The sequence below is a fragment of the Coriobacteriaceae bacterium genome, from assembly GCA_025757745.1.
Taxonomy (GTDB): domain Bacteria; phylum Actinomycetota; class Coriobacteriia; order Coriobacteriales; family Coriobacteriaceae; genus Collinsella.
Genome location: CP107217.1, coordinates 824,304 through 849,214 on the forward strand (window position 1 = coordinate 824,304; position 24,911 = coordinate 849,214).

At 58.2% G+C, this 24,911-nt stretch carries 22 protein-coding genes and 6 tRNA genes; 22 read left to right on the forward strand and 6 right to left on the reverse strand.

Going from position 1 to position 24,911, the window contains the following annotated elements; genetic code table 11:
• The first annotated feature begins 159 nt into the window (after positions 1-159).
• The 19 genes from OGM60_03405 (at position 160) to folB (ending at position 18,395) form a co-directional block, all read left to right on the forward strand.
• Positions 160-1,836 carry an ABC transporter substrate-binding protein gene (locus OGM60_03405; protein UYI99852.1) on the forward strand — a complete coding sequence of 559 codons (1,677 nt, stop codon included), beginning with the start codon at positions 160-162 and terminating at the stop codon, positions 1,834-1,836.
• Positions 1,837-1,992: 156 nt separating this feature from the next.
• Positions 1,993-3,030, forward strand: a complete 1,038-nt coding sequence (locus OGM60_03410; protein UYI99853.1) for an ABC transporter permease — start codon at positions 1,993-1,995, stop codon at positions 3,028-3,030.
• Positions 3,031-3,044: 14 nt separating this feature from the next.
• Positions 3,045-3,980, forward strand: coding sequence for an ABC transporter permease (locus tag OGM60_03415; GenBank protein ID UYI99854.1), 936 nt, complete (start codon positions 3,045-3,047; stop codon positions 3,978-3,980).
• 2 nt (positions 3,981-3,982) lie between these two features.
• Positions 3,983-5,074: an ABC transporter ATP-binding protein gene (locus OGM60_03420; GenBank protein ID UYI99855.1), complete on the forward strand. Its 1,092-nt coding sequence runs from the start codon at positions 3,983-3,985 to the stop codon at positions 5,072-5,074.
• Positions 5,075-6,103 (forward strand): dipeptide ABC transporter ATP-binding protein, encoded by a 1,029-nt coding sequence (locus OGM60_03425; GenBank protein UYI99856.1) that lies wholly within the window; start codon positions 5,075-5,077, stop codon positions 6,101-6,103. It begins immediately after the preceding gene.
• Positions 6,104-6,696: 593 nt separating this feature from the next.
• A tRNA-Leu gene (locus OGM60_03430) sits at positions 6,697-6,786 on the forward strand.
• Between the two features lie 59 nt (positions 6,787-6,845).
• Positions 6,846-9,191: a SpoIIE family protein phosphatase gene (locus OGM60_03435; protein ID UYI99857.1), complete on the forward strand. Its 2,346-nt coding sequence runs from the start codon at positions 6,846-6,848 to the stop codon at positions 9,189-9,191.
• Positions 9,192-9,272: 81 nt separating this feature from the next.
• Positions 9,273-10,019, forward strand: a complete 747-nt coding sequence (locus OGM60_03440) for an anti-sigma factor antagonist (protein UYI99858.1) — start codon at positions 9,273-9,275, stop codon at positions 10,017-10,019.
• 105 nt (positions 10,020-10,124) lie between these two features.
• A tRNA-Gly gene (locus OGM60_03445) sits at positions 10,125-10,200 on the forward strand.
• Positions 10,201-10,234: 34 nt separating this feature from the next.
• A tRNA-Cys gene (locus tag OGM60_03450) sits at positions 10,235-10,308 on the forward strand.
• Positions 10,309-10,350: 42 nt separating this feature from the next.
• Positions 10,351-10,426 (forward strand) — tRNA-Gly (locus OGM60_03455).
• Positions 10,427-10,763: 337 nt separating this feature from the next.
• A complete protein-coding gene (locus OGM60_03460) occupies positions 10,764-12,497 on the forward strand; it encodes a glycoside hydrolase family 13 protein (GenBank protein UYI99859.1) in 1,734 nt (577 codons plus the stop codon).
• Positions 12,498-12,638: 141 nt separating this feature from the next.
• Positions 12,639-12,714: transfer RNA gene (locus OGM60_03465), tRNA-Gly, on the forward strand.
• 3 nt (positions 12,715-12,717) lie between these two features.
• A tRNA-Val gene (locus OGM60_03470) sits at positions 12,718-12,792 on the forward strand.
• Positions 12,793-13,426: 634 nt separating this feature from the next.
• A complete protein-coding gene (gene nrdD / locus OGM60_03475) occupies positions 13,427-15,649 on the forward strand; it encodes an anaerobic ribonucleoside-triphosphate reductase (protein UYI99860.1) in 2,223 nt (740 codons plus the stop codon).
• 427 nt (positions 15,650-16,076) lie between these two features.
• Entirely contained in the window at positions 16,077-16,658 is a 582-nt protein-coding gene (gene nrdG, locus OGM60_03480; GenBank protein ID UYI99861.1) for an anaerobic ribonucleoside-triphosphate reductase activating protein, read from the forward strand.
• Between the two features lie 66 nt (positions 16,659-16,724).
• Complete coding sequence (gene folE, locus OGM60_03485) at positions 16,725-17,282, forward strand: GTP cyclohydrolase I FolE (protein UYI99862.1); 558 nt, start codon at positions 16,725-16,727, stop codon at positions 17,280-17,282.
• Between the two features lie 2 nt (positions 17,283-17,284).
• Positions 17,285-17,866 carry an HD domain-containing protein gene (locus OGM60_03490; protein UYI99863.1) on the forward strand — a complete coding sequence of 194 codons (582 nt, stop codon included), beginning with the start codon at positions 17,285-17,287 and terminating at the stop codon, positions 17,864-17,866.
• Between the two features lie 43 nt (positions 17,867-17,909).
• The gene (folB, locus tag OGM60_03495) at positions 17,910-18,395 is read left to right on the forward strand and encodes a dihydroneopterin aldolase (GenBank protein ID UYI99864.1); all 486 of its coding nucleotides are present in this window, start codon (positions 17,910-17,912) and stop codon (positions 18,393-18,395) included.
• A 6-nt stretch (positions 18,396-18,401) separates the two neighbouring features.
• Here folB and OGM60_03500 read toward each other — a convergent pair whose 3' ends face one another.
• A complete protein-coding gene (locus tag OGM60_03500) occupies positions 18,402-19,178 on the reverse strand; it encodes a M48 family metallopeptidase (protein ID UYI99865.1) in 777 nt (258 codons plus the stop codon).
• Positions 19,179-19,252: 74 nt separating this feature from the next.
• Positions 19,253-20,266, reverse strand: a complete 1,014-nt coding sequence (locus OGM60_03505) for a dipeptidase (protein UYI99866.1) — start codon at positions 20,264-20,266, stop codon at positions 19,253-19,255.
• 120 nt (positions 20,267-20,386) lie between these two features.
• Here OGM60_03505 and OGM60_03510 point away from each other — a divergent pair, with 120 nt between their 5' ends.
• From OGM60_03510 to OGM60_03520, 3 genes are all read left to right on the forward strand, one after another.
• Positions 20,387-20,815 (forward strand): peptidylprolyl isomerase, encoded by a 429-nt coding sequence (locus OGM60_03510; protein UYI99867.1) that lies wholly within the window; start codon positions 20,387-20,389, stop codon positions 20,813-20,815.
• A 3-nt stretch (positions 20,816-20,818) separates the two neighbouring features.
• A complete protein-coding gene (locus OGM60_03515; protein UYI99868.1) occupies positions 20,819-21,397 on the forward strand; it encodes a hypothetical protein in 579 nt (192 codons plus the stop codon).
• An 83-nt stretch (positions 21,398-21,480) separates the two neighbouring features.
• Complete coding sequence (locus tag OGM60_03520; GenBank protein ID UYI99869.1) at positions 21,481-22,278, forward strand: Cof-type HAD-IIB family hydrolase; 798 nt, start codon at positions 21,481-21,483, stop codon at positions 22,276-22,278.
• A 14-nt stretch (positions 22,279-22,292) separates the two neighbouring features.
• Here the strand turns inward: OGM60_03520 and OGM60_03525 are convergent, their stop codons facing one another.
• The 4 genes from OGM60_03525 to rnhA form a co-directional block, all read right to left on the reverse strand.
• On the reverse strand, positions 22,293-22,673 hold the full coding sequence (locus OGM60_03525; GenBank protein ID UYI99870.1) for a transcriptional repressor: 381 nt from the start codon (positions 22,671-22,673) through the stop codon (positions 22,293-22,295).
• Positions 22,674-22,734: 61 nt separating this feature from the next.
• On the reverse strand, positions 22,735-23,145 hold the full coding sequence (locus OGM60_03530; protein ID UYI99871.1) for an acylphosphatase: 411 nt from the start codon (positions 23,143-23,145) through the stop codon (positions 22,735-22,737).
• A 2-nt stretch (positions 23,146-23,147) separates the two neighbouring features.
• Positions 23,148-24,254 (reverse strand): Gfo/Idh/MocA family oxidoreductase, encoded by a 1,107-nt coding sequence (locus OGM60_03535; GenBank protein ID UYI99872.1) that lies wholly within the window; start codon positions 24,252-24,254, stop codon positions 23,148-23,150.
• Between the two features lie 73 nt (positions 24,255-24,327).
• Positions 24,328-24,864 carry a ribonuclease HI gene (gene rnhA / locus OGM60_03540; GenBank protein UYI99873.1) on the reverse strand — a complete coding sequence of 179 codons (537 nt, stop codon included), beginning with the start codon at positions 24,862-24,864 and terminating at the stop codon, positions 24,328-24,330.
• Positions 24,865-24,911: the final 47 nt, after the last annotated feature.

The window sequence follows — 24,911 nt, forward strand, 5'->3', positions numbered from 1 at the left end:
CCCCAAATCGTGCATAAAATGCGCTACTGTATTGAGAAACGTTGGTTCGTTGTGCATAACCAGCCATAGCAACGGGCGGCGTTTTGATGGTTCGGATCGGATTGTCTCGACATGTGTCCGACTGAACATTTCTTTGTCCTATCTCATAAGGAGGATGGCATGGCTGATTCTATGTTCCACCAGCCCGTTATGGGTCGTCGCGCCTTTGTCGGCGGTACCCTTGCTGCGAGCTCCATGGCTTTTCTTGCCGCATGCGGCAAGAAGGGCGGCGACGCTTCCGGTTCTGAGTCCGGTTCGAAGCTGAACTTCTACATCAACAACCCGGTCTGCATCGACCCCTACAATGTCCAGGAGGACCAGGGCACTCAGGTCGAGTACCAGCTCTTTGATGCTCTGACCTCTTATGACGCCGAGAAGGGCGAGATCGTTCCGCTGGCTTGCGAGTCCTTCGAGGCCAACGACGACGCCACCGAGTTCACCTTCAAGATCAAGAAGGCCAAGTTCCACAACGGTGACGACGTTACCTCCAAGTCCTTCAAGCTCGGTTGGGAGCGTCTGGTCAACACCAAGTCGGCTGTCGCTACCGAGTACGGCCCTTCCGAGGTCTCCTATCACCTTTCCATGGTCGAGGGCTATGACGATCTGCTTGCCGGTAACGCTACCGAGCTCAGCGGTGTTACCTGCCCCGACGATGAGACCCTCGTCGTCAAGCTGGCTTCCGCTTACGCCGACTTCCCCTTCGTCGCCTCTCACCCGGCTCTGGCCCCGGTTCCCGAGTGCGCCGAGTCCGATGTCAAGAGCTTCTACCTCGCCCCGGTCGGTAACGGCCCGTTCATGATGGACGGCAAGTGGGAGGATGGCCAGGAGATCAACGTCAAGAAGTTCGACGATTACTATGGCGACAAGGCCAAGATCGATGGCATCCACTTCCAGGTCATCAAGGACATGGAGACCGCCTACAAGGAGTTCCAGGCCGGTAACCTCGATGTCTGCGACGTTCCCGTCGCTCAGATCGACGCCGCCAAGAAGGATCGCGGCGTGTCCAAGGACGGCTACACCATGGGTGACGGCGAGCGCATGCTGCTCGGCGCCGAGCCTTCCACGTACTATCTGACCTGCAACACCACGGCCGAGCCGTTCAGCAACGCCGACCTGCGCAGGGGTATCTCCCTGGCCATCAACCGTGAGGCCATCTGCAAGACCATCTACAAGGGTACCCGTACTCCTGCCGACGGCATTGTTCCTCCGGGCATCGATGGCTACAAGGAGGGCGCATGGGAGTTCTGCGCCTACGATGTCGACAAGGCTAACGAGTACCTCGACAAGGTTGCTCCCGCTGGCGCTAACGGGGATCGTGGCATTAGCGTGACCCTGTCCTACAACCAGGACGGCGGTCACAAGGAGATCATGGAGTCCATCATCGGTGACCTCGCCAAGGTTGGCGTTACCGCTGTCTCCGATACCCCTGAGTGGTCTGCCCTGCTCGAGCAGTATCAGAACTTTAACTATCAGTTCGGTCGTCTGGGTTGGATTGCCGACTACCCGATCATGGACAACTTCCTGTATCCGCTGTTCCACTCCGACTCCCTCGGTGGCGACAACCGCTCCGGTTACAACAACCCCGAGTTCGACGCCAAGGTCGACGAGGCTCGTACTATTGTTGACGACGAGGAGCGCGTCGCTAAGATGCAGGAGGCCGACGCAATGGTCGCTGCCGACTGCCCGGTCATCCCGATTATGTTCTACACGCACACCATCGCCGGCTCCGATCGCATTAAGCACCTCTATGTCGATCCGCAGAAGCACGCCGATCTGGGTACCGCTGAGCTCGCCTAAGAGTTTGCAGCTTCCGTGAGGGTCAAGTATTTACGTAGACCTCATGGGAAACATACAGTTCTCCCTAACCTGGGGTAAACTGGCTGATGGTAATTTTGGGATGCCGGTCTGGCGATCGGCATCCCATTTAGGTTAATCCCTAGATAGGGGAGTGGTATGGGTAAGTACATCGTTAAACGTGTGCTTCAGTTCATCCCGGTGTTTTTGGGCGTTACGCTGATTCTGTTCGCCCTCCAGAATATCGTGCCGGGAGATCCGATCAAGCTGATCGGTGGAGACAAGGCTCTGTCCCCCGAGGTGGAGCTTCAGCTTCGCGTTCGCTATCACCTGGTCCAGACGGACGATGACGGCAACGCGATCCTTGACGAGAACGGCGACCCCGTTCAAACGTCGCTCGTGGACCGTTACTTGTATTACATGAACGGCCTGCTTCATGGCGATCTGGGCAATTCGTATCAGCGCAAGCTGCCGGTTACGGAAATCTTTGCCCAGAAGTATCCGTATACGGTCAAACTTGCCGCGTGCGCCATCGTGCTCGAGGCAATTATGGGTATCGGTGCGGGTATCATTTCGGCGGTAAAGCGTTATTCCTTCTGGGATATTTTGGTAACGCTCACCACGTCGATCCTCGTTGCGGTCCCGGCCTTCTGGCTCGGTATGTTGCTGCAGCTGTTCTTTGGCGTCATCCTCAAGGACGCCACGGGCGGTGCAATCTCCATGCCGATCTCGGGTGCCGGCGGTTCCAGCTCTCAGTATCAGGATTGGATGCACTATGTGCTTCCGACCATTACGCTGGCTTCGGTTTCGACCGCTTATGCTGCGCGCATTATGCGCTCGCAGCTGCTTGACGTCATGAACCAGGATTACATCCGTACGGCAAAGGCCAAGGGTCTCTCCAATCGTGCGATCATCGTCAAGCATGCGCTTAAGAATGCACTCATCCCCGTCGTTACCTATATTGGTGTCGACTTTGGCGGCATGCTTTCGGGCGCCATCCTGACCGAGACGGTCTTCAACTGGCCCGGTATCGGCTATGAGGTCTATCGCGCCATTAGCATGCGTGACTGGCCCATCGTTATGGGCGGCGTTACGCTCATCGTTGTCGTCGTCATGGTGATCAACCTGCTCGTCGACATTAGCTATGCATTCCTCGACCCGCGCATCCGCCTTGGCGGTCCGTCGGATAAGGCCTAAGGGAGGTACGTCTCATGCAGGAAACTGATTCTCAGTCTCAGGAGCAGGCTACCGCCACCAAGGTCGCATCTGCTCCCGCCAAGTCCCGCACGCTGTGGGGCGACGCTTTTAAGCGTCTTCGTAAGAACAAGCTCGCCGTTATCGGTGTCTGCTGGATCATCATCGTCGTTGTGGTTGCCCTGACCGCAGATCTGTGGGCTAAGCCCTGGCTCGGTTCGCCGACGGCTTCCGATTCGACCACCATGGCCGAGACATCGCTACTGGCTCCGTGTGCCGAGCACCCGTTTGGCACCGATGCCCTCGGTCGCGACATTCTCGTCCGCGTTATCTACGGTGCACGCGTTTCGCTTTCTGTCGGTATCATGGCCACCGCCATCTCCACATTGATCGGCCTGGTCATGGGCGCCCTGGCCGGTTTCTACGGCGGCATTTGGGATACGATCATCATGCGCTGTGCGGACATCTTCCTGGCGTTCCCGTACGTGCTGTTCGTTGTCGCCATGATCGCCGTTATCGGCCGTGGTCTTCAGAACGTCTTTATCGCCATCGGCATTCTTGGCTGGCCTTCGATTGCGCGCGTCTTCCGCTCTGCAATCTTGACGGTCAAGGAAAACGACTATGTTGATGCAGCGCGCGCGATGGGTGCATCTGATGCTCGTATCGTCGTGCGTCACATCTTCCCGAACTCCGTCGCCTCCATCGTGGTCTACGCGACCATGAACATTGGTGGCGCCATTCTGACCGAGTCCGCTCTGTCCTTCCTCGGCATGGGCGTTATTCCGCCTACGCCTTCGTGGGGCTCCATGATTCAGGACGGTCAGCAGTATCTTCTGACCGCTCCCTGGATGATGATCATGCCCGGTCTGGCAATTCTCTCGACGGTGCTCGCCTTCACCCTGCTGGGTGACGGTCTGCGCGACGCCCTCGACGTCAAGATGAAGGACGCATAAGGATGAAGAAGAACAAGAACTATGTGGACCTGAAGGATCAGCCGGTTCCTGAGGGCCAGCATCTGCTCGAGGTCGATGACCTTAAGATGTATTTCCACACCGAGGATGGCGTTGTTCGCGCTGTCGACGGTGTCTCCTACACGCTCGATCGCGGCGAAACCCTGGGCGTCGTCGGTGAGTCCGGCTCCGGTAAGTCCGTGACCGCCATGACCATCATGGGCCTCATCTCGATGCCTCCGGGAAAGATCGAGGGCGGTGACGTTCGCTATCGCGGCCGCTCCATCCTCGAAATGACCGAGGAAGAGATGCAGCACATTCGCGGCAACGATATCGCGATGATCTTCCAGGATCCTATGACCTCCTTGAACCCGGTCTATAAGATCGGCAGGCAGGTGGGCGAGGGTCTTCGTCTGCACCGTGGCTACTCCAAGCAGGAGGCGCTCAAGCGTGCCACCGAGCTTTTGGACCTCGTGGGTATCCCCGAGCCCGAGAAGCGCGTCAATGAGTATCCGCACCAGTTCTCTGGCGGTATGCGTCAGCGAGTCATGATTGCCATGGCCCTTGCCTGCGATCCCGATATTCTGATTGCCGACGAGCCCACGACTGCCCTGGACGTTACCATCCAGGCTCAGATTATCGAGCTCATGCAGGAGATGCAGGAGAAGAACGGCAACGCCATCATCATGATTACCCATGACCTGGGTGTTGTCGCCGATATGGCCGATAAGATCATGGTTATGTACGCCGGCCGCCCCGTTGAGTTCGGTACTGCTGAGGAAATCTTCTACGAGAGCCGCCACCCCTACACCTGGGGTCTTATCCGCTCCATCCCGGAGCAGGCAATCGAAGAGAAGAAGCCGCTGACGCCGATTCACGGCAACCCGCCTTCGCTCATGAACCTGCCTGAGGGCTGCGTCTTCTCTCCTCGTTGCCCCTACGCGACGGACAAGTGCCGCAAGCAGCGCCCTGAGCGCGTTGTCACCGAGTCCGGTCACTATTCTGCGTGCCACTATTCCGGTGACCCCGAGTTCCTCAAGAACGCTCCTGAGACGTCCCGTACGCGCAAGGATTCCAAGAAGGGAGGCGAGGCGTAAATGGCAGACAATAACGAGCGCACTCCACTGCTGAAGGTCGAGCACCTCTCCAAGGAGTTTCCCGCAGAGTCCGGCATGTTCGCCAAGCGTTTTTCCAAGCGCGTCGTCTCTGCTGTAAACGACATCTCTTTTGAGATTTATCCTGGCGAGACCTTTGGTCTGGTTGGCGAGTCTGGTTGCGGTAAATCCACCACGGGCCGCACTATCATGCGTCTGACCAAGCCGACCGCCGGCAAGGTGTTCTTCCAGGGCAAAGATGTTGCCGAGATGAGCAAGCATGAGATCAAGGACATGCGTCGTGAGATGCAGTTTATCTTCCAGGATCCTTATGCTTCGCTCAACCCTCGTATGACCATCGGTGAGATTGTCTCCGAGCCCATGACCATTCATGGTGTGGGTACCAAGGAGGAGCGCATTGAGCGCGTCCGTGAGCTTCTCGACGTCGTTGGACTGAACCCCGAGCACATCAACCGCTATCCGCATGAGTTCTCGGGCGGCCAGCGTCAGCGTGTCGGTATTGCCCGCGCTTTTGCGCTGAAGCCCAAGCTGATTATCTGTGACGAGCCGGTATCCGCTCTGGATGTGTCCATTCAGGCCCAGGTTCTGAACCTGCTCAAGGAACTGCAGGACAAGTTCGGTACCGCGTATCTGTTTATCGCACACGACCTGTCCGTCGTACAGCACATCTCCGATCGCGTTGCCGTTATGTATCTGGGTAAGATGGTCGAGGTTTCGGACTGGAAGACGCTCTATAGCGAGCCTCACCATCCGTACACGCAGTCGCTGCTGTCTGCCGTGCCGGTTCCCGATCCTGATATCCAGAAGACCCGCAAGCGCATCATCCTCGCTGGCGATCCGCCGTCGCCGCTGGATCCGCCGACCGGCTGCCGTTTCCACACGCGTTGCCCGATCGCGCAGGGTATCTGCTCCGAGAAGCTCCCCGAGTTTAAGGAAGTTGCACCGGGTCACTGCTGCGCCTGTCACTTCGCGGAGCCGTTCCCGATCAAGGAATCGCACATCGACCTGTAGTTGTTTGTTCTCGTCCGGGCCCGCCCTGGTGTTACTTTTCAGAACGTCCTCGGACATGCAAGAAACCCCCGCTGCGCACTTCGTGCGGCGGGGGTTTCTTGCGTCCTGCGGAGTGTTCTGAAAAGTAACACCAGGGCGGGCCCTACGTTAACTCGGCAAGGGGAGTGCGATTCCCTGATCGCTCGCTTAATCTGATAGGGAATTGTGTGAGGCCGGAGCCTTGGCTCCGGCCTCCCCATATAAGGGCTCGGCAAAGCAGAGCCACTAAATTTGCATCAGCCCTCAAAACATGTTTGAGAACGGTGCCTGGAGTACGTGCCCCTAGGGCAGGAATGAGGTTGCTTTCCAACGCATTCCGCAGGGGGCGGCATTATTTTGTAGCGCGAAGCGCGGATCAAAATAATGCCGCATGCCCGAGGACGCGTTGGAAAGCAACCTCATTCCTGCCCGAACAGGTCAGTCTACCTGCGCATTTACAAATTCGTAAACTTTTTTCAAAAAAGTGCTTGCGCAGTTCTCGAAACATAGGTTATTATCTTCTTTGTTGAACGCGCGGGTTCAACAAAGCGAACCGCGAATCAACAACATAGCATGTCGGAGTGGCGGAATTGGCAGACGCGCTAGCTTGAGGTGCTAGTGACCGCTTTTTGGTCATGCGGGTTCAAGTCCCGCCTCCGACACCATCGCATTCGAGAAGCCTCTTCGGAGGCTTTTTTGTTACCGATAGACGGTGAGGTTCACGATGGAAACGCTTGAGCGCAATGAGTGGGCGGACGTTGCCCAATTGGTCGAGATCACGAGCGATGCTGTCATTATCTGCGAGCTCGACGGAACCATTTTGCATGTAAATAATCGCTTGCTCGACTTGATGTGCGAGGAGCGTTCCGATGTGATCAACGGGGACGTTAAAGACCTCTTGTACTCGTCGGCTTTTGAACGCGCGACAGAGCATCGGCTTCCTTTTGAGACCAATGGAACAAAGAGCGAGTTGATGCTCAAGTTAAGTGACGGATCGTTTATTCCCGTCCTGGTTTGTGCCGGCTCGGTTACGCCGCCTCGAATCTTTGGCCGCCGTGCGCCGCGCGTTCTGGTGGCACTCCATAGCATCGAAGAACAGTATTCGCACGACCGTCAGCTCAAGCGTGCGCTTTCGGAGCTTAGAGTGGCGAATAAGCGTCTCTCGGGTACATTGTCGGTCATTATGAGCACGGTGGGCTCCGATGAGCTGCCCAGTTTGTTAGATATCGTTTTGAACCAGCTTGTAGGAACGCTCGATGCTTCGGGTGCCGCTATCTATTTTTCTGAGAGCGGCGGTTTTAAGCTTCGCGGTGTCTCCAAGGAGCTGCACGACAGCTACCTGCCCGAGTTTTTGCCGTATGGCGCTGGCATTCCGACGTATGTTCTTCGCGAGTCGCGTGCCTGTCGCTTGTCGATTCAACAGGACCTTGAGGGTGATAGGGCTGCCTCCGGTATGTTCATGGACCTGGACAATCGTTCTAAGCACCTGTTGCGCGTGCAGGATATGCCTCCGTACCGCAGCGAGATCTGTCTTCCCGTTTTTTACGGTACGCAGATCCTTGGCGTGCTGGAAGTTGGTTGGAAGCGCCCTCAGGCACCGCTCGCCTATGACGTTAATGTACTCGAGGTCATTTGCGATTACCTGTCTATCCAGCTGGTCGGCATGGCATCGAGCCTTCGCTCTCGTCGCACGGCCGAGCTTGGCCGCTCGCTCAATGTCTTACGTGATGAGTTGTTTACCTTTCTAGACGATTCCGCCGCGGCTACCCAGGCTATATCGTCCGAGATTTGCAATATGCTCAACTGTCATTTTTGCCCTGTTGAGTATGACGCCAGTCTGGGCTCCTATGTCATAGATTTTGAAGGCGGCAGTCGCGTTGCTTTGCCGGACGATCCCGAGAAACTTTTCTTTTCCACGACGGCGCCAGCGGCACGTTTGGGGGTTGGCTCTGATGGCTTTGAGGCGTCTGTTTTGGGCGGCACGAGTGCCGAGGATCTTAAACACGTCCGTATAACTCGCGTTGACGAATCGATGCCTATGGGAGGCTGGCTTAGGGCGCATGGTCTGCCTTGCCAGGGTCTCTACGTCGACACCGGCATCGAGGCGGGGCGCCCGCGCTCTGAGGGTGATGGCAAACACAGCAACGACGCGATCGTTCCTGCTTCTGTTGCGAAAGGCCCGACGACGCGCGCGCTTCTGCTTCGTGACGGTAGTCAAGAGCCGATTGATGACCTTGAATATGACTACTTGGTGCACTTGGCGCATGACTTTGAACTGATCTACGAGGGCGAATCTCAAAAGCGCGAGGAGCGCCATATCGCTCAGACCCTCCAGATTGGCATGAGAAATTCGCTTGGTGACGTTCCGGGTATCGCGACCGATTCGGTATACCTTTCGGCAACGAATTCGGCGTTGGTTGGCGGCGACTTCTATACTCTTGTCCGTCTTCCCGACGATTGCGCCGTTATGATTTTGGGCGATGTATCCGGCAAAGGAATCGAGGCGGCGTCGATGTCAGCGCTCGTCAAGACGGCGCTGACGGCCTATGCCTGGGAGGGTGCTGGGCCCGCCCGTATGGCCCGCTCGCTCAATAGCATGCTCATGGGCTTTTCGAGGGTCGAGACGTTCGTGACGGCGTTTATCGCCAAGATTGATCTTAAAGCGGGTCGCGCTACCTACTGCTCTGCGGGACATCCTCCCACTATGGTCATTAGACCGTCGTCGACGCCGCTTGGCGGCGGAGAAACCCGAGGGGGAGAAGTGGAGCTCCTTGGGTGCCAATCGGGCGTGATCGGTGCCTTTGAGAGCATGGTGTACGAGACAGGCGTGTTTACGTTCGCTCCTGGTGACATGCTATTCATGTATACCGACGGAGCAATCGAAGCACGTGATCGCTCGGGTGCTTTCTTTGGCGAGCAGCGCCTTCGTGACCTTTTGCTCTCTGTCTCGGGTGAGGGTGTATCGGGAATCTGCGGTAAGGTCTTGGGAGAGCTTGACCGCTTTACCGAGTCGGCGCTGGACGATGACATTGCGCTGGTTTCCCTTGAGTTTTTACGGGGTCGATCGTAGACCGCGATACTTGACGGGCAAAATCTGCGCAGCTGCAGATATGTATGCATCGAGCGAGCTCTTTTGGGGAACCATGGTCGTATGAATGAGTGGAATGACATAGCGGTTTTGACGCCACCGGGTGATGTCGACATCGCCTCGGTGTCCGTGCTGCGCCGACGGTTGGATAATCTGATCGACCGGGGCGTGCGTCGCGTTGTCATCAATTGCCAGGCCGTGGGCTTTATCGACTCGACGGGTTTGGCGTTTTTGCTTACACGTGCCAGAGAGCTCATGAGGCGAGAGGGCCTGCTTTCGCTCGTTAACGCCTCCGATGAGGTCATTCGCTTTTTGGAGATTGCCCGACTTGTCGACATCCTTCATGTTGCGGGTCCGGCGCGTGAGTCGATTCCCGCTATTCCGGTGGGAGAGTTGCCACGATGGAGCAAGAGCGTCGAGGTCCGACAGGGTATCGAGAATCTTCCATACTATCGACATCGCATCGCCGAACTCCTTGAATCGCTTCCGTTGCGCCGCGACGAGCGCTACGATGTCGCGTTGGCGTCGGGGGAGGCGCTGGGTAATGCCTATGACCATGCGGGCGGTATCGGGTGCGTCCTGACGGTTCAGGCCTATGGCGATCGCGTCGTGGTTGAGGTGCTTGATCGGGGTGCCGGCTATTCTATCGATGGAGCGAGCGAACCGGTCGCATCTGAGGAACGCGGCCGTGGTATCAAGCTTATGCGTATGCTTGTCGATAACGTGGAGGTTGCTCGTCGCACAGACGGCACCGGCACGCGCGTGCAGATGGTGAAGCTATTTAGCGGAGCACTGGAATCGCGTGCCTAGCCAATCGCTTTAGCGCGTTTAGCCACCAAGAACACGCGGCCGGCAACTTTTTTGAAAAAAGTACTTGCGTCTTTTGGATAACTCGCGTAAATTAATAACCCGCAAGCGGACATGGCTCAGTTGGTAGAGCACAACCTTGCCAAGGTTGGGGTCGCGGGTTCGAGCCCCGTTGTCCGCTCCATTGCATTTCCGGACCGTTTAGGCGGTCCTTTTTCGGCGAAGTGGCCAAGTGGTAAGGCAGAGGCCTGCAAAGCCTTTACCCCCGGTTCGAATCCGGGCTTCGCCTCCAGGCAACATCCGGGCGCTCCGGCGCCCGTTTTGTTTTACATATGCGGACATGGCTCAGTTGGTAGAGCACAACCTTGCCAAGGTTGGGGTCGCGGGTTCGAGCCCCGTTGTCCGCTCCAACTATCTTACGCGGTTCTAACGAACCGCGTTTTTTGTTGACGCTGCGCGAGCCCCGGGCACCCCATCTTGCCCCCTCAATCGTCGGTCGCGTACATAAAGTACGCTTCCCTCCTCTTTCGCGGCAACCTGGGGCACCCGGAGCCCGCTCGCTGTTGTGGCCGGGGGAGTGAGTCTTCCGTTCTTTTCACTAATCGATCGATTCGTCCCAGGAGGCTCGAGCCCGAGAGGGAGCGAGCGTTTTGGGGTGTGGCTGTGGCGTTGTTTGCCTCGAATGACAGCTTTGGGCGTATCATCGTGGGCATCTCGCAAAACCTCGTTGCAAGGGAGGCTCACCCCATGGCTGCAGAAAAGTCCTCTTCGCGCTCATGGATGTCCGATGCCGCGATCTATCAGATCTACCCGCGTTCGTTTAAGGATTCGACCGGTTCGGGTCTGGGCGATATCGCGGGCATTACCCAGCAGATGGACTATCTTGAGCGGCTGGGCATCGAGGCCATCTGGCTGAGCCCGTTTTACCCTTCGCCTCTTGTCGATGGCGGCTATGATGTGGCGGACTACTGCGATGTCGACCCACGTCTCGGCTCGCTTGACGACTTCGATGACATGATCGCTGCGGCTCACGCGCGCGGCATCAAGGTCATCGTCGATATCGTGCCCAGCCATTCATCCAACCAGCACCCCTGGTTCAAAGCCGCTCTTGCCGCCGGCCCCGGATCGCCCGAGCGCGCCCGTTATATCTTCCGCGATGGTCGCGGCGAGCATGGCGAGCTGCCTCCCACCAATTGGAATGCCAACTTTGGCGGCCCCGCCTGGACGCGTGTTGCGGACGGTCAATGGTATCTGCACATGTTTACGCCCGAGCAGCCGGACTTTGACTGGTCATGCCCCGAGGTTCACGCGTTCTTTTGCGACGTCCTGGCGTTTTGGAGCGATCGAGGCGTCGATGGCTTTCGCATCGATGTGGCGCACGGTCTCGCCAAGGATCTCGACCGCGATGACCTCGACCGGTGGCATCTCGCCGAGGGCGATGACATGGTTGACGACGGCACCCATCCGCTGTGGGACCGCAACGAGGTCCACGAGATCTATCGCGAGTGGCGCCGCGTGTTCGACCGCTATAATCCGCCGCGCAGCGCCGTTGCCGAGGCGTGGGTGCTGCCTGAGCGCCAGTATCTCTATGCGCGTCCCAGCGAGCTTGGCCAGACATTCAACTTTGAGTTTGCCAAGGCCACTTGGACCTATGATGACATGCACGCTGCAATCGAGGAGGGCTTGAAGGCAGCTATCGAATCCGATTCCGCCTCGACCTGGGTACTCTCCAACCACGACGTGCCGCGCGTGGCGACGCGCTATGCCCTGCCGCAAATCAAGGCGACGCGCTACCACCAGATTGCGCTCGACTGGCTCTTACGCGACGGGTCGTCTTATGACGAGGACCGTGAACTCGGCGAGCGCCGCGCGCGGGCGGCCCTTTTGCTTGAACTGGCGCTTCCGGGCTCGGCATACGTGTATCAGGGTGAGGAGCTCGGTCTTTTTGAGGTGGCTGATATCCCGTGGACTGCACTCGAAGATCCCAGTGCAACCAATACGCGCGGACCGAAGCGCGAGAAGGGGCGCGACGGCTGTCGTGTGCCCCTGCCGTGGGTAGCGGCGGACGATCCCGCGCAGGGCGGATCGTTTGGGTTTTCGCCGGCGGACGCTGATGCGGCGCCCCATCTGCCGCAGCCTGCATGGTTTTCCGATTATGCTGCCGATAGGGAAGAAACGGACCCGACATCGATGCTTGCGCTCTATCGTGACGCCCTCTGGCTGCGGCGCAAGCTGCGCGGGTGCGCCAACGATCTTGCGTGGCTCGATCTTGACGGGCGCACCGGTCTTGCGGATGGTGCCGAGGGCGCTGAGGGCGGCGTCATCGCCTATCGCCGCGATAACGGCTGGGCGTGCGTGACGAACTTCGGTGCAGCACCCGTGGAGCTGCCGGCGGGCAGGGTCCTGCTCACCTCATCAGCGCTTGCAGACGGCAGACTCGCGCAGGACAGCTCTGCCTGGATCATGCTCGGTGAGATGTAAGGGCCTCTTGCGGCGAGTTTGCGTTTGCCTGCGCCTTCCGTGGTGGCTGATGTCTTCGCGAGGTTCGCGAGGGCGTCGCAAAACTTTTCAAAAAAAGTTCTTGCATAGGATGCGGGCATCACGTAAGATTAATCCTCGTAAGCGGACATGGCTCAGTTGGTAGAGCACAACCTTGCCAAGGTTGGGGTCGCGGGTTCGAGCCCCGTTGTCCGCTCCATTTGGGCGTTTAGCTCAGGGGGAGAGCGCTTCCCTGACACGGAAGAGGTCAGAAGTTCAAATCTTCTAACGCCCACCAAATGTTCGCAGCTCAGAGGCTATGTCCTCTGGGCTGTTTTGTTTTTTGCCACCAAGCGCGCCGCCAAATAAGTCATCAAATATTGATCCAAGGTCCCTACGCGATGGTCTTCGCATCCCGTAGGGGTGCCGGCAGATTGCATGTGTCCTGGCCCATCATGACCGCAACATGTTGGTCAAGCATAATCTTTTGGATTCTTTTGGCGTGAGCGGCTTGGTTTTGGTGCTATTTGGCGGCGGCACGGTTGAGGGGGTTTCAAAACTGCTGTGCAGGTAGTTGGGTTGATAACGTTTTAGCAGTCTGCCAAGAGGCTTTCATTTATAATGCGTCTGCAAATTGACCAATTGCTTTGACCTGCTGAAACACTATATGTTGTGTTTGACCTAAAAAAAGAATACAGGATATAGATGCCTCTTTGTCGTATGATAGATGGCGGACAGAGAACGAGAACCTTATTCGCCCCATTTGGATAGATCTTTGGGCCCCTTGAATGGCTGCGAGGATTGTCCGCATGAGGGCCTATGGTTATCGAGAACACAGATTGCGCGACGGCGCCGCAAGACAGGGGCAAGCCCTGCCGGGCATCGTTTGGCCCTGAAGCGCAATGAGGCTACGATGCGAAAGAGGCAAGAGGATGAAGATCATCAAGCGCAGCGGCACCGAGGTTACCTTTGACATCGATAAGATCGTCAATGCGATCCGCGCCGCAAACTTGGAGGTCGAGGAAGGCTCTCGCCTTACCGACCGCCAGGTGATCTATGCGGCACAAAACGTCGCCGAGGCATGTGAGAAGGCCGGCCACACCGTATCGGTCGAGGAGATCCAGGATCTGGTCGAGGACGAGATTATGCGTCTCGACTGCTACGAGGTCGCTCGCCACTACATCATCTACCGCTATGTTCAGAGCCTGAAGCGCCAAAAGAACACGACCGATGACAAGATCCTGTCGCTGATTGAGTGCAATAACGAAGAGGTCAAGCAGGAGAACTCCAACAAGAACCCGACCGTCAACTCCGTCCAGCGCGACTACATGGCCGGCGAGATTTCCAAGGACCTGACGCAGCGCGTGCTGCTGCCCCAGGAGATCGTGGATGCCCACAACGAGGGCCTGATTCACTTCCACGATTCGGACTACTTTGCCCAGCACATGCATAACTGTGACCTGGTGAACCTGGAGGATATGCTCCAGAACGGCACCGTTATCTCGGGCACGCTGATCGAGAAGCCGCACAGCTTCTCGACTGCTTGCAATATCGCGACGCAGATTATCGCCCAGGTCGCCTCTTCCCAGTATGGCGGCCAGTCGATTTCGCTGACCCACCTGGCTCCGTTTGTCGAGGTGAGCCGTCAGAAGATTCGCGGCGAGGTTGCCCGCGAGCTCGAGGAGCTTGGCGTCTCTGCGTCTGCCGAGAAGGTCCGTGAGGTCGTTGAGGACCGTCTGCGTGACGAGATCCGTCGCGGCGTCCAGACGATTCAGTATCAGGTCGTGACCCTTATGACCACGAATGGCCAGGCGCCGTTCGTGACGGTCTTTATGTATCTCAACGAGGCCCGTACGCCTCAGGAGAAGCACGACCTTGCCATGATCGTGGAGGAGACGCTTCGCCAGCGCTACGAGGGCGTTAAGAACGAGGCTGGCGTGTGGATTACCCCGGCATTCCCCAAGCTTATCTACGTGCTCGAGGACGATAACGTTCACGAGAATTCCCCGTACTTCTACCTGACCCAGCTGGCTGCCAAGTGCACCGCCAAGCGCATGGTGCCCGACTACATCTCTGAGAAGAAGATGCGTGAGCTCAAGCTGTCTAAGGGTGAGACCGCCGGCAATGGCGATTGCTACACCTGCATGGGTTGCCGCAGCTTCCTGACGCCCGACCGTTCGGGCAACGGCTTTAACAATGTTGCCAACGCGCTGAACTATGACCCGACCAAACCTAAGTACTATGGCCGCTTTAACCAGGGTGTTGTGACCATCAACCTGCCCGATGTCGCACTGAGCTCGCATCAGGACATGGACAAGTTCTGGAAGATCTTCGACGAGCGCCTTGAGCTGTGCCATCGTGCCCTGCTGTGCCGTCATGAGCGCCTGATAGGCACGCTTTCGGATGCCGCACCGATTCTGTGGCAGTACGGCGCCCTGGCGCGCCTTAAGAAGGGCGAGACGATCGACAAACTGCTCGTGGGCGGCTATTCCACCATCAGCCTGGGGTATGCCGGTCTGTATGAGTGCGTCAAGTACATGACGGGCCACAGCCACACCGAGAAGGAAGGCACGCCGTTTGCCATGGCCGTCATGCAGCACATGAACGACAAATGCGCCGAGTGGAAGGCCGAAAGCGATATCGACTTCTCACTGTACGGCACCCCGCTTGAGTCGACGACCTACAAGTTCGCCAAGTGCCTGCAGCGCCGTTTTGGCATTATTCCGGGTGTGACGGACAAGGGCTACATTACCAACAGCTACCACGTCCATGTGTCCGAGGAGATTGATGCTTTCGATAAGCTCAAGTTTGAGGGCATGTTCCAGCAGCTTTCGCCGGGCGGTGCCATCTCCTACGTCGAGGTTCCCAACATGCAGGACAACCTTAAGGCTGTCATTCGCGTGATGCAGTACATCTACGACAACATCATGTATGCCGAGCTCAACACCAAGAGCGATTACTGCCAGGTGTGCGGCTATGACGGCGAGATCAAGATTGTCGAGGATGACGGCAAGCTGGTGTGGGAGTGCCCCAACTGCGGCAACCGCGATCAGGAGAAGATGAATGTCGCCCGTCGTACGTGCGGCTACATCGGTACTCAATTCTGGAACCAGGGTCGAACCGAGGAGATCCGCGACCGCGTGCTGCATCTCTAATACCGCTCCGGGGCTGAACCGAGAGGGCCGCTTGGGCATTTGCTCGCTATTTCGGACAGTCCTGCGCAAGACGAAGGCCACATTAAGTGGCCTTCTTTGCGTGCGGAACTCATATCGAGCAAAAGCCCAAGCGGCCCTCTCGGTTCAGCCAAGTTGACGTAGTTGAGATGCAGCATGCGGTCTGCTCACTTCTCGAAGTTCTTAGCGGAAATGAGTTGACTTGCAACAACGTTTTGCTTGCGATGACGGTTGGGCTGCAACAAAGTTTTTATTGGACCTCGAACCCTATACTCGATGTTCGCTTCGTTCATTGAGTTACCCTTTGCATGAGGCCGGGACATATCGTCCCGCCCGCAGTTTCGCAGGCCGCAGGTCGAGAATGTTTGAGGACGGGATGATATGTCCCGGCCTCCCGGGAGAGTTACCTATGAACTACGCGAACATTAAGTATTTCGACATTGCTGATGGGGAAGGTGTTCGTACTTCTCTGTTTGTGAGTGGGTGCCGTCGTGGGTGCAAGAATTGCTTTAACTCCGTCGCGTGGGACTTTGCCGCGGGTGAACCGTTCGACCGTGCCGTCGAGGACAAGATTATCGACAGTCTTGACCATCCCTTTATTGATGGCCTGACGATTCTGGGTGGCGAGCCCATGGAACCCGAGAATCAGGCGGGTCTCGTTGACTTTATCGAACGCGTGCGTGCGGCCTATCCTGTGGAGTCGGGGAAGACCATTTGGTGCTTTACCGGCGACGTGCTCGAGGAACTTATGCCGGGCGGCCGTCATCATACCGAGGTGACGGACCGTATCCTTGCCTGCCTCGATATGTTGGTGGACGGCCCGTTCGTTCAAGACCTGTACGATATCTCCTTGCGTTTTAGGGGTTCGAGTAATCAGCGGGTGATCGACATGAACGCCACGCGCACTCGTGCCGCGCGCGAGGGCGTTTCGCTTTGCGACGCTGTGGAGCTTTGGCGAGACGATCCGGTCTATTCGACCCATACTATGTAGCTTGTGGCCGATGCCGGAGGGCGTGGTACCATAGCGCGAACGCAAAATCGGAAGAGTGAGGCCTAGATGGTCGATCAGGAAAAAGTTGAGACCGCCATAAAGCTGTTGCTTGAGGGCATAGGCGAGGACCCAACTCGTGAGGGCCTGCTGGAGACGCCGGCACGCGTCGCCCGCATGTATGGCGAGATTGCCGGCGGCATGGACCAGAGCGCTGAGGAGCACCTGTCCAAAACTTTTGCCGTCGCTTCGAACGATTTAGTTATCGAGCGCGACATCACGTTTTACTCGCTGTGCGAGCACCATCTGCTGCCGTTTTATGGCAAGGCTGCGATCGGCTATATCCCTAACGGCCGCGTGGCGGGTCTGTCTAAGCTTGCTCGCACGGTTGAGGTCTATGCCCGTCGTCTGCAGCTGCAGGAGCAGCTGTGTACACAGGTTGCCGATGCCCTCATGGAATATCTTGCCCCCCAAGGGGCAATCGTGCTGATGGAAGCCGAGCATATGTGCATGACCATGCGCGGCGTGCAAAAGCCCGGTACCAAGACCGTAACGCTTGCTCGTCGCGGTGTCTTTGAGACCGATCCGTCGCTCGAGGAGCGATTCTTTAGGATGCTGGGCCGCTAACCATGAGAGTCGTCAACGACTTTGCATCGAAGACCGATGAAGGAACGTCGCGTCGCGGCTTTATGGCTTCGGGCCTGACTCCCTTTGGTGCCATGCCTTGCATTGATTACATCTGTGCCAACGGACTGTTCCGGCGGCATCTGGGAAACATTGCGCAGTTGGAATCGGGGCGCATCTTTTGCCGCCACGGTATCGACCATCTGCTGGATGTCGCCCGTATTATGTGGATCAAGAATCTCGAGGAAGAGCTCAAATTTGACCGCGAGGTCATCTATGCCACGGCACTTCTTCACGATATCGGCAAAGATGAACAGTATGAATCGGGTATATCCCATGATGTTGCAAGCGAACGCGTCGCCGATGCGATTCTCGGCGGCATGCCCGAAGACGTGGCGTTTGAGCCGGCAGATGCCGCAGCCATTAAGACGGCCATTCTGGGCCATCGAAAGCTGCGCGTGAACAGCCAGCCGCTTGAGCGTCTGCTCTATGCAGCCGACAAAGCGTCGCGCGCCTGCTTTGCATGCCCTGCGCGCAATGCCTGCAACTGGAGCGATGATAAAAAGAACCTGTCGATTCGCGTGTAGTCGGTATGCGCGGTCGGGGTTCTGAACGAAGGAGACGATCGCGATGACTAACAAAAAGCTGCCCGAGAATGCAACCAAGACCGAGGGTGCCGAGCTTGCCCGTCGTGGCAGGGGCGAGATTTCCGCCGCAACGGCGGTGCCCCATGTGAGCTATGACGACCTGCGCCATGCCGACCGCATTACTATCGATGATCTCGAGGTCTTTGCCAACCACGGCGTGTATCCCGAGGAAAACGCCCTGGGGCAGAAGTTTGTCGTGTCCTTGGTGCTCTATGCCGACCTGCGCGCGGCGGGGGAGCACGATAACCTGGATGCCTCTATTGATTACGGCTCGGTGTGCCACGATGTCGATGGCTATCTGCGCGAGCATACGTTTAAGCTCATCGAGGCTGCAGCCGAGGGTGTGGCCCAGATGCTGCTACGTCGTTATCCCTTGCTGCTTGGCGTGCGTGTTAAGCTCGATAAGCCTTGGGCGCCCGTCGGTCTTCCCCTGGCAAGCTGTGGCGTCGAGATCGAGCGCGTGCGCTAGCTGACGCTAAAGCTCGTTGGCGGGCGGTTTTTTGAGTCGCTGCGACAGAGCTCTATTGTTGGGGCAGTACGTGTCGAGCAGGGCGTGGAACCGCTGATTGTGGCTTGGCTCGAGCAAGTGGACGAGCTCGTGGGCGACAACCATGTCGAGGCATTCGACGGGGTAGGCGGCAAGTTCTCGTGCGATGCGAATGGCGCCGGTTTTGGGCGTGCACGAGCCCCAGCGCGTTTTCATGCTGCGTACGGAAACGCGGGAAACGGCGACACCCATTGCGATTTCGTATGCGTGCACAATATCGCGTAGCGCCGATGTGACCTCGGACGTATAGAGCTGGTCGATATGGACTTGGAGCTCGTCGGACGTTAGGCCGTCGAGGATTGCGCGCCGCTTGGCCTGTGGGCCTTCGTTCGATTCGTCGGTACCCATAAAACTTGCGAAGGTGACCTGTTTGGGTCGCGGTGCGGGTGATGCAAAGTTGTGATCGAGTGCGTCCTGTACCGTGATGGGCTTGCCCCAAAGCGCAATGATCGAGAGGGGACTGAGCGGTTCTCGCGCCGTCGCCTGACGTTGCTCGCGCTGGGCAAGTCGGCTGATAATCCAGCCGTTGTTGCGCTTTACAAACGCTTCGATACGCTCGCGGCTGGCGTCGAGCGTTGCGCTGGCGTGGACCTCACCGCTCGATGTGACGCGCAGGTTGAAGTTCTTGACGCGCTTTTTGGTAACGACGACGGGGATGGGCGTCCCATCCGGTCGGGGTAGGAAAATCGTAAATTGCTGCGTCAAAAGTTATCCTTTGGATTGGGGACGGGCCGGCATGTCGATCGCTCGGCATACCGGCCCGCTCAAGGGATGTGAAATTAATAACGCTCGAAGAAGGCAAGGGCGTTGTCGCTGCAGAGCTTTTGCATCACGGTCTTGCCAAAGTGCTTGGAAAGCATGTTCTGGAACTCGGGCATCTTGCTGGCATCGGAGAGGAAGTCGGGTACCTTGGCGCCGTCCCAGTCGCCGCCGAGCGCGATGACATCTTCGCCGCCCAGGTCGAGCCAGTGTTCGATATGGGCTGCCAGCTGGTCGAAGGTGACATCTGCGGCGGTCTCGTCGGTTGCTTCGTTGGAGAGGAACTCGCTGCAGTAGTTGAGGCCGACGATGCCGCCCATGTCGCGAATGGTACGGAACTGGTCGTCGGTGAGGTTGCGCTTGACGCCGCAAACCGCACGGGAGTTGGAGTGGCTGGCGACGAAGGGGCGCGTGGCGTGGGCGACAACCTCGTCAAAGCACTCATCGTTGAGGTGGGAGACGTCGAGTATCATGCCGGCGTGTTCCATCTGCGTAAGCGCCTCGATGCCGGCGGCGGTGAGGCCGGCGTGGGTGTCGTGGCCGCTCGCGAGCGGTCCCTGCGCGTTCCAGCTGAGCGATGACATGAGTACGCCCAGGCTCTTGAGCGCCTCGATCAGCGCGGGGTCCTCGGCAAAGAACGTGGCGTTTTCGATGGTGTGGATGCAGGCAACCTTGCCGTCTTTGAGTGCAGGGCGAATGTCAGCGGCGCTGCGTACGTTGACCATGCGGTCGTGGTTGAGCATTGCCTGGCCGCTCATATGCGCCATGATCTGTGCTTGGAAGCGTGCGGCGTGGGCGGTGGGAATCTCGTCGGGGACAAACGTGGCGAAGCACTGTGCCCACGGCGTGTTGCCGATCTTTGCGAGCGAGATGGCGCAGGCGTTGCCCTCGATGAGGTCGAAATCCTGCGGATGCGTTTCGTCGCCGGGGAAATAGCCGTCGGTGCCGGCGGTAAAGCGCAGGTCGAGATCGAGCGTGGCCCAGCCGATGCGGTCGGCGGTGTCGCAGTGTAGGTCAAATACGGGATATGCCATGGTTCCTCCGGTTGCAGCGTTTCTTTGCAAACTGTCTTTGAATTGTATGACTAGGGTATAGTTAGCGCCATATGTTCACGGCGGCCCGCGTTGTGCGCCGCCCTTATCACGGAGGTTACCATGTCCAACCAGGGCAAGAAGGTCAAGACCCATTATCGCGGCACGCTCGACGACGGCACGCAGTTCGATAGCTCCTACGATCGCGGCGAGCCGCTGGAGTTCACCTGCGGCGCCGGCCAGATGATCAAGGGCTTCGACGCCGCTGTTGTCGACATGCAGGTGGGCGAGAAGAAGACCGTGCACATTCCTGCTGTCGATGCCTACGGCGAGCGCAACCCCGAGATGGTTATCACCTTCCCGGCCGAGCAGGTTCCCAATATCGAGCAGATCGAGAAGGGCATGAAGCTCTTCCTGTCCACGCCGAGCGGCATGCCCGTCCCCGCCGTGGTCATCGATGTGACGGCCGAGGCCGTGACGCTCGACGCCAACCACGAGCTCGCCGGCAAGGACCTCAACTTTGATATCGAGCTCGTCGAGGTCGAGGACTAGTTGATGTCCGTGGACCTGGTAGCTACGGAGCGCTTGGGAAATCTCAACGACCCGTCCTATGAACTCCTGCTTCGTCGGGAGCTGGGTGGCGTCTTTGAGGTTGACGAGCTGCTACTCGATTGGGACCAGGCTGATGCGCGCCTGTTTGTGGGCGTGACGGAGCTGGGGCGCACGGTGAATGCCCGGCTGGATGCCACTGATGGCGAGCGTCTTGCCGACGGTGACGTGCTTGCTATTGACCGCACGGGCGCGGTGCCCGTAGCGGTTGTCGTGCGCCTGCGCAGCGCCGAGGTCTATTTGGTCGAAGTCGACCGCATGGATCCGATTGTGCTCGCACATGCGTGCTGGGAGATCGGCAACATGCATGCGCCGCTCTTCCGGGGTGACTCGGACGAGCATACCGTGCGCATGTATACGCCGGTGCAACCGGTTTTGGGTCGTATGCTCCGGGGCATTGGGGGCGTTCGGCTCTCGGTGGTCGCACGCGAGCTCGATGCCAGTCGACGCTTTGCATCGAGCGCGGCGGATGTTGTTGTGAGTATGGCTTCAGACTTTACGATCGTAAAAAAGACGCGCGGCTAAGCGCGCGTATGCGCAAGACGGGCTTTGAGGGATTGCCATTCAAAGTCCGTCTTGCTGTTGATGAGAGACTTTGGGGGAAGCATATGGGTCTTGAGGGAATCAAGCTGATCGCCTGCGATTTGGACGGCACGTTGCTGCATCCGGGGGAGCGCGAGCCGCGTTCCGAGGCCTTTGAGCTCATCGATGAGCTGCATCGTCGCGGTATCGTGTTTATGCCGGCGAGCGGCCGTCAATATGCGAGCTTGCGCTATCTGTTTGCCCCGGTGGCCGATGAGCTCGCCTATGTGTGCGAAAACGGAGCCCTGGTGATGAGCGAGGGGCATGCCGTTGTCAAGCGTTCCATGGAGCGTAGCCTTGCTATGGATATCGCGAATGCCGTGGTCGCCTTTCCCCATGCCGACGTGACCCTTTCGTGTGAGGGGCACCTCTATACCATGAGCGGCAACGATGCGTTCGTCGACCATTTGCGTTACGAGGTCCACTGCGATGTGGCGGTGGTCGACCGTCCCGAGGACATTGACGAGGATGTCATTAAGATTGCGTTTCAAACGCCCGAGACAGAGCAGCCGGCGGCGCTGGAGTATTTCGAGCGCCTCTTTAGCGACCGTGTCGACGTGATGACGTCGGGAACCGAATGGACCGATTTTATCGGCTTTGATTCGGGCAAAGGGTCCGCGCTTGCCGATTATGGTTGCGCGCTGGGGATCTCACCTAACGAAATGATGGCGTTTGGCGATAACGAAAACGATCGCGACATGCTCAACGTGGTGGGCCATCCCTATCTGATGGAGGACTGCAATCCCAGCATGCGCGGTGTCAATGACCGTGTCCGCTACGTGCGCGCGGTTGAAGAAGAGCTGCGTCGTCTACTTGCTGAGTAGGCATGTCCCAAAATCTACCTACAGTTGGGGCAGAGGCCCTCGAAGATGGTGTAGTGCGAGGTGACGTTCCAGCCGATTTGCTCGGACGCCTTGGCGTCGAGTTGGGCATCGAAGGGGAGCGGTACGTCGATGACGCGGCTGCACGAGGTGCAGATGATATGCGCATGCGGCTCGATGGTGCGATCGAAGCGGCTGCCGCCCGGTGTCTTGATGGAGAGGATCTCCCCGGCGTCGGCCAAGAGATTGAGATTGCGGTAGACCGTACCGCGGCTGATTTTGTCATCCTGCGCGCGCACGGCGTTGTAGATCTCATCGGCGGTGGGGTGGTTATAGCTTTGGCGCACGGCGTCAAGAACCAGCTTCCGCTGCTTGGTGTTTCTTCTTTGCACCGCCATGCGCCTCGCCTCTTTTCTGTCAACGGTCGTAGGTAAATGATACCGTATTTAGCACACAATACTAATAACGAGGACTGAAACCGTCTTCATTGGTAAGTGGGGCTCGGGCCTGGGCGTCTGCGAGGCGAAAACGCGTTCCCATGCGCTCGTAGGAGGCATGAAGCGCCTCGAGATGAGATAGGATGTTTGCCGGAGCCCCCTGTATCTCCATCTCGACGGAGCCGTCTTCCATGTTACGCACCCAGCCGGTGAGTGCGCGTGCCTGCGCGAGGTTGGTGTTGGTAAAGCGAAAACCAACGCCCTGGACTTGGCCCTCCCACCGCAGAAAATAGCGCTGCGGAGTGTCTTGAGTGGCCTCGTCGCTTGCGAGCACAGTAAGCCTGCGGCGCAGCTCGAGCTCGATGTTTGATGGTTTTTGAGGCTCTCGACTGCTGCCGGTGACGCTGGAGAAGAACGTATCGAAGAGGCCCATCGCTAGGCCTGCTTGACTGAATCGGCGGGGAAGGTAATGCCGGCCTGCTGACGCACGGCATCCATGATGCGGAGCGAGACGAGCGTGACATCGCGGTAGTGGCCGAGCTCGTGGCGTCCCGCTGGGGTCTCCCAGATCTCTTCCTTAACGTTATCGATGTTACCGATGGCGGTGACAAAGTCTATGAGTTCGTATTCCATAGTGTTGCTCGATTTGGGCAGATCGAGCGCACGGCCGTTGTCGTCCTGTTCGCGCGGTGCCTCGGTCGCCGAGCCGCGTACGACGTCGCCGCGATAGTCGATGCGGACGTTGCGGGGCGTGGACAGATGGTCGATCTGGATAGTGCCACGCTCGCCTTCGATCTGCGAGGGCAGCAGGTCATTCGTAATTTTGGAGTGCGCGAGCTCGACGGAGATACGGCCACCGCCATAGCTGGCGAGAATGGAACCGCAACCGTCGATGGGGCCATGGGTGAGCTCTTGCGTTGAGGAGTCGAGCAGCGTGGTCATGCTGGTGAGACCAGAGGGCATGCCGAAAATCTCGACCATGGGCTCGACGGCGTAGACGCCAATGTCCATGAGGGAACCCGATGCCATATTGCAGTCGAAGATATTGGTGGCGCGTCCAGCGAGGATTTCGTTGTAGCGTGAGGAATACTTGCCAAAGCGCAGTGAGGCGCGGCGAATGGGCGCAATCTCGCCCAGAGCGTCCTCAATGGCGTGGAAGGCGGGGTCGTGAAGCGGGCGCATGGCCTCGAGGGCCACGACGCCTGCTGCCTCGGCAGCGCGGAAGACTTCCAGTGCCTGCGCTTCGGTGGCGCAGAAGGGCTTCTCGACGATGACGTGCTTGCCACCGGCGATGCAGGCGAGCGCCTGCTCGTGATGGAGCGCGTTGGGGCTGCCGATGTAGACGGCGTCGACGTCGTCGGCGGACGCAAGCTCGTCAAGTGCGGTGAAGTTGCGTTCGCCGCCGTGTTCGGCGGTAAAGGCGGCGCCACGATCTGCGTCGCGCGAGAGCGTGCCTACGAATGTAGCCTGGTCGTTGGCATTGACGACTTGGATAAAGTCGTCGGTGATCATGGATGTGCCGATGGTTGCGATGCGCAGCATGTGTCCCCCTTGCGTTGTTTGGCCTACAGGACGAGTGTAGCGCGGGAGGACATAAAAGCGTGCGAAAACGCCGTTACAGGTCGCTCTCGCTAAAGCCGGTGTCGATATCGAGGTTGGCTCCGTCGGCCGCGGTGGTGGCGAGCTCGTCGCAGCGCTCATTGAGCTCGTGGCCGGCATGCCCCTTAACCCAGATGAACTCCACCTTATGCTTGCTCTTTGCGGCAAGCAGGCGCTCCCACAGGTCGCGGTTCTTGACGGGCTGCTTGTTGGCAGTTTTCCACCCGCGCTTTTTCCAGCCGTCGATCCAGTGTTTGTTGAAGGCGTTGACGACGTATTGCGAATCGGAATGGACCTCGACCTCGCAGGGGCGGTTAAGTGCCTCGAGCGCCACGATGACCGCCATGAGCTCCATGCGGTTGTTAGTGGTCTTGGCGTAGCCACGCGAAAGCTCGGAGGTGAAGGTCTTGCCGGCGGGGTTGGTGTACTTGAGCACGGCGCCGTAGCCGCCGCGTCCCGGATTTGATCGGGCCGAGCCGTCGGTATAGATGATGACCTTCACATGGTTCCTTTCGTTGGGTACGCTTCGTGTGAGTGACCATTGTAGCGCCATGCCTGCCGGGGGCTAGCAATTTACGATTTCTATCCCGTCTTCCGACA

Bases quoted from the DNA above. Each gene is read 5' to 3' on its own strand.
- OGM60_03405 (UYI99852.1), top strand. From the start codon at position 160: ATGGCTGATTCTATGTTCCACCAGCCCGTTATGGGTCGTCGCGCCTTT.
- OGM60_03410 (UYI99853.1), top strand. From the start codon at position 1,993: ATGGGTAAGTACATCGTTAAACGTGTGCTTCAGTTCATCCCGGTGTTT.
- OGM60_03415 (UYI99854.1), top strand. From the start codon at position 3,045: ATGCAGGAAACTGATTCTCAGTCTCAGGAGCAGGCTACCGCCACCAAG.
- OGM60_03420 (UYI99855.1), top strand. From the start codon at position 3,983: ATGAAGAAGAACAAGAACTATGTGGACCTGAAGGATCAGCCGGTTCCT.
- OGM60_03425 (UYI99856.1), top strand. From the start codon at position 5,075: ATGGCAGACAATAACGAGCGCACTCCACTGCTGAAGGTCGAGCACCTC.
- OGM60_03435 (UYI99857.1), top strand. From the start codon at position 6,846: ATGGAAACGCTTGAGCGCAATGAGTGGGCGGACGTTGCCCAATTGGTC.
- OGM60_03440 (UYI99858.1), top strand. From the start codon at position 9,273: ATGAATGAGTGGAATGACATAGCGGTTTTGACGCCACCGGGTGATGTC.
- OGM60_03460 (UYI99859.1), top strand. From the start codon at position 10,764: ATGGCTGCAGAAAAGTCCTCTTCGCGCTCATGGATGTCCGATGCCGCG.
- nrdD (UYI99860.1), top strand. From the start codon at position 13,427: ATGAAGATCATCAAGCGCAGCGGCACCGAGGTTACCTTTGACATCGAT.
- nrdG (UYI99861.1), top strand. From the start codon at position 16,077: ATGAACTACGCGAACATTAAGTATTTCGACATTGCTGATGGGGAAGGT.
- folE (UYI99862.1), top strand. From the start codon at position 16,725: ATGGTCGATCAGGAAAAAGTTGAGACCGCCATAAAGCTGTTGCTTGAG.
- OGM60_03490 (UYI99863.1), top strand. From the start codon at position 17,285: ATGAGAGTCGTCAACGACTTTGCATCGAAGACCGATGAAGGAACGTCG.
- folB (UYI99864.1), top strand. From the start codon at position 17,910: ATGACTAACAAAAAGCTGCCCGAGAATGCAACCAAGACCGAGGGTGCC.
- OGM60_03505 (UYI99866.1), bottom strand. From the start codon at position 20,266: ATGGCATATCCCGTATTTGACCTACACTGCGACACCGCCGACCGCATC.
- OGM60_03510 (UYI99867.1), top strand. From the start codon at position 20,387: ATGTCCAACCAGGGCAAGAAGGTCAAGACCCATTATCGCGGCACGCTC.
- OGM60_03515 (UYI99868.1), top strand. From the start codon at position 20,819: ATGTCCGTGGACCTGGTAGCTACGGAGCGCTTGGGAAATCTCAACGAC.
- OGM60_03520 (UYI99869.1), top strand. From the start codon at position 21,481: ATGGGTCTTGAGGGAATCAAGCTGATCGCCTGCGATTTGGACGGCACG.
- OGM60_03525 (UYI99870.1), bottom strand. From the start codon at position 22,673: ATGGCGGTGCAAAGAAGAAACACCAAGCAGCGGAAGCTGGTTCTTGAC.
- OGM60_03530 (UYI99871.1), bottom strand. From the start codon at position 23,145: ATGGGCCTCTTCGATACGTTCTTCTCCAGCGTCACCGGCAGCAGTCGA.
- OGM60_03535 (UYI99872.1), bottom strand. From the start codon at position 24,254: ATGCTGCGCATCGCAACCATCGGCACATCCATGATCACCGACGACTTT.
- rnhA (UYI99873.1), bottom strand. From the start codon at position 24,864: ATGGCGCTACAATGGTCACTCACACGAAGCGTACCCAACGAAAGGAAC.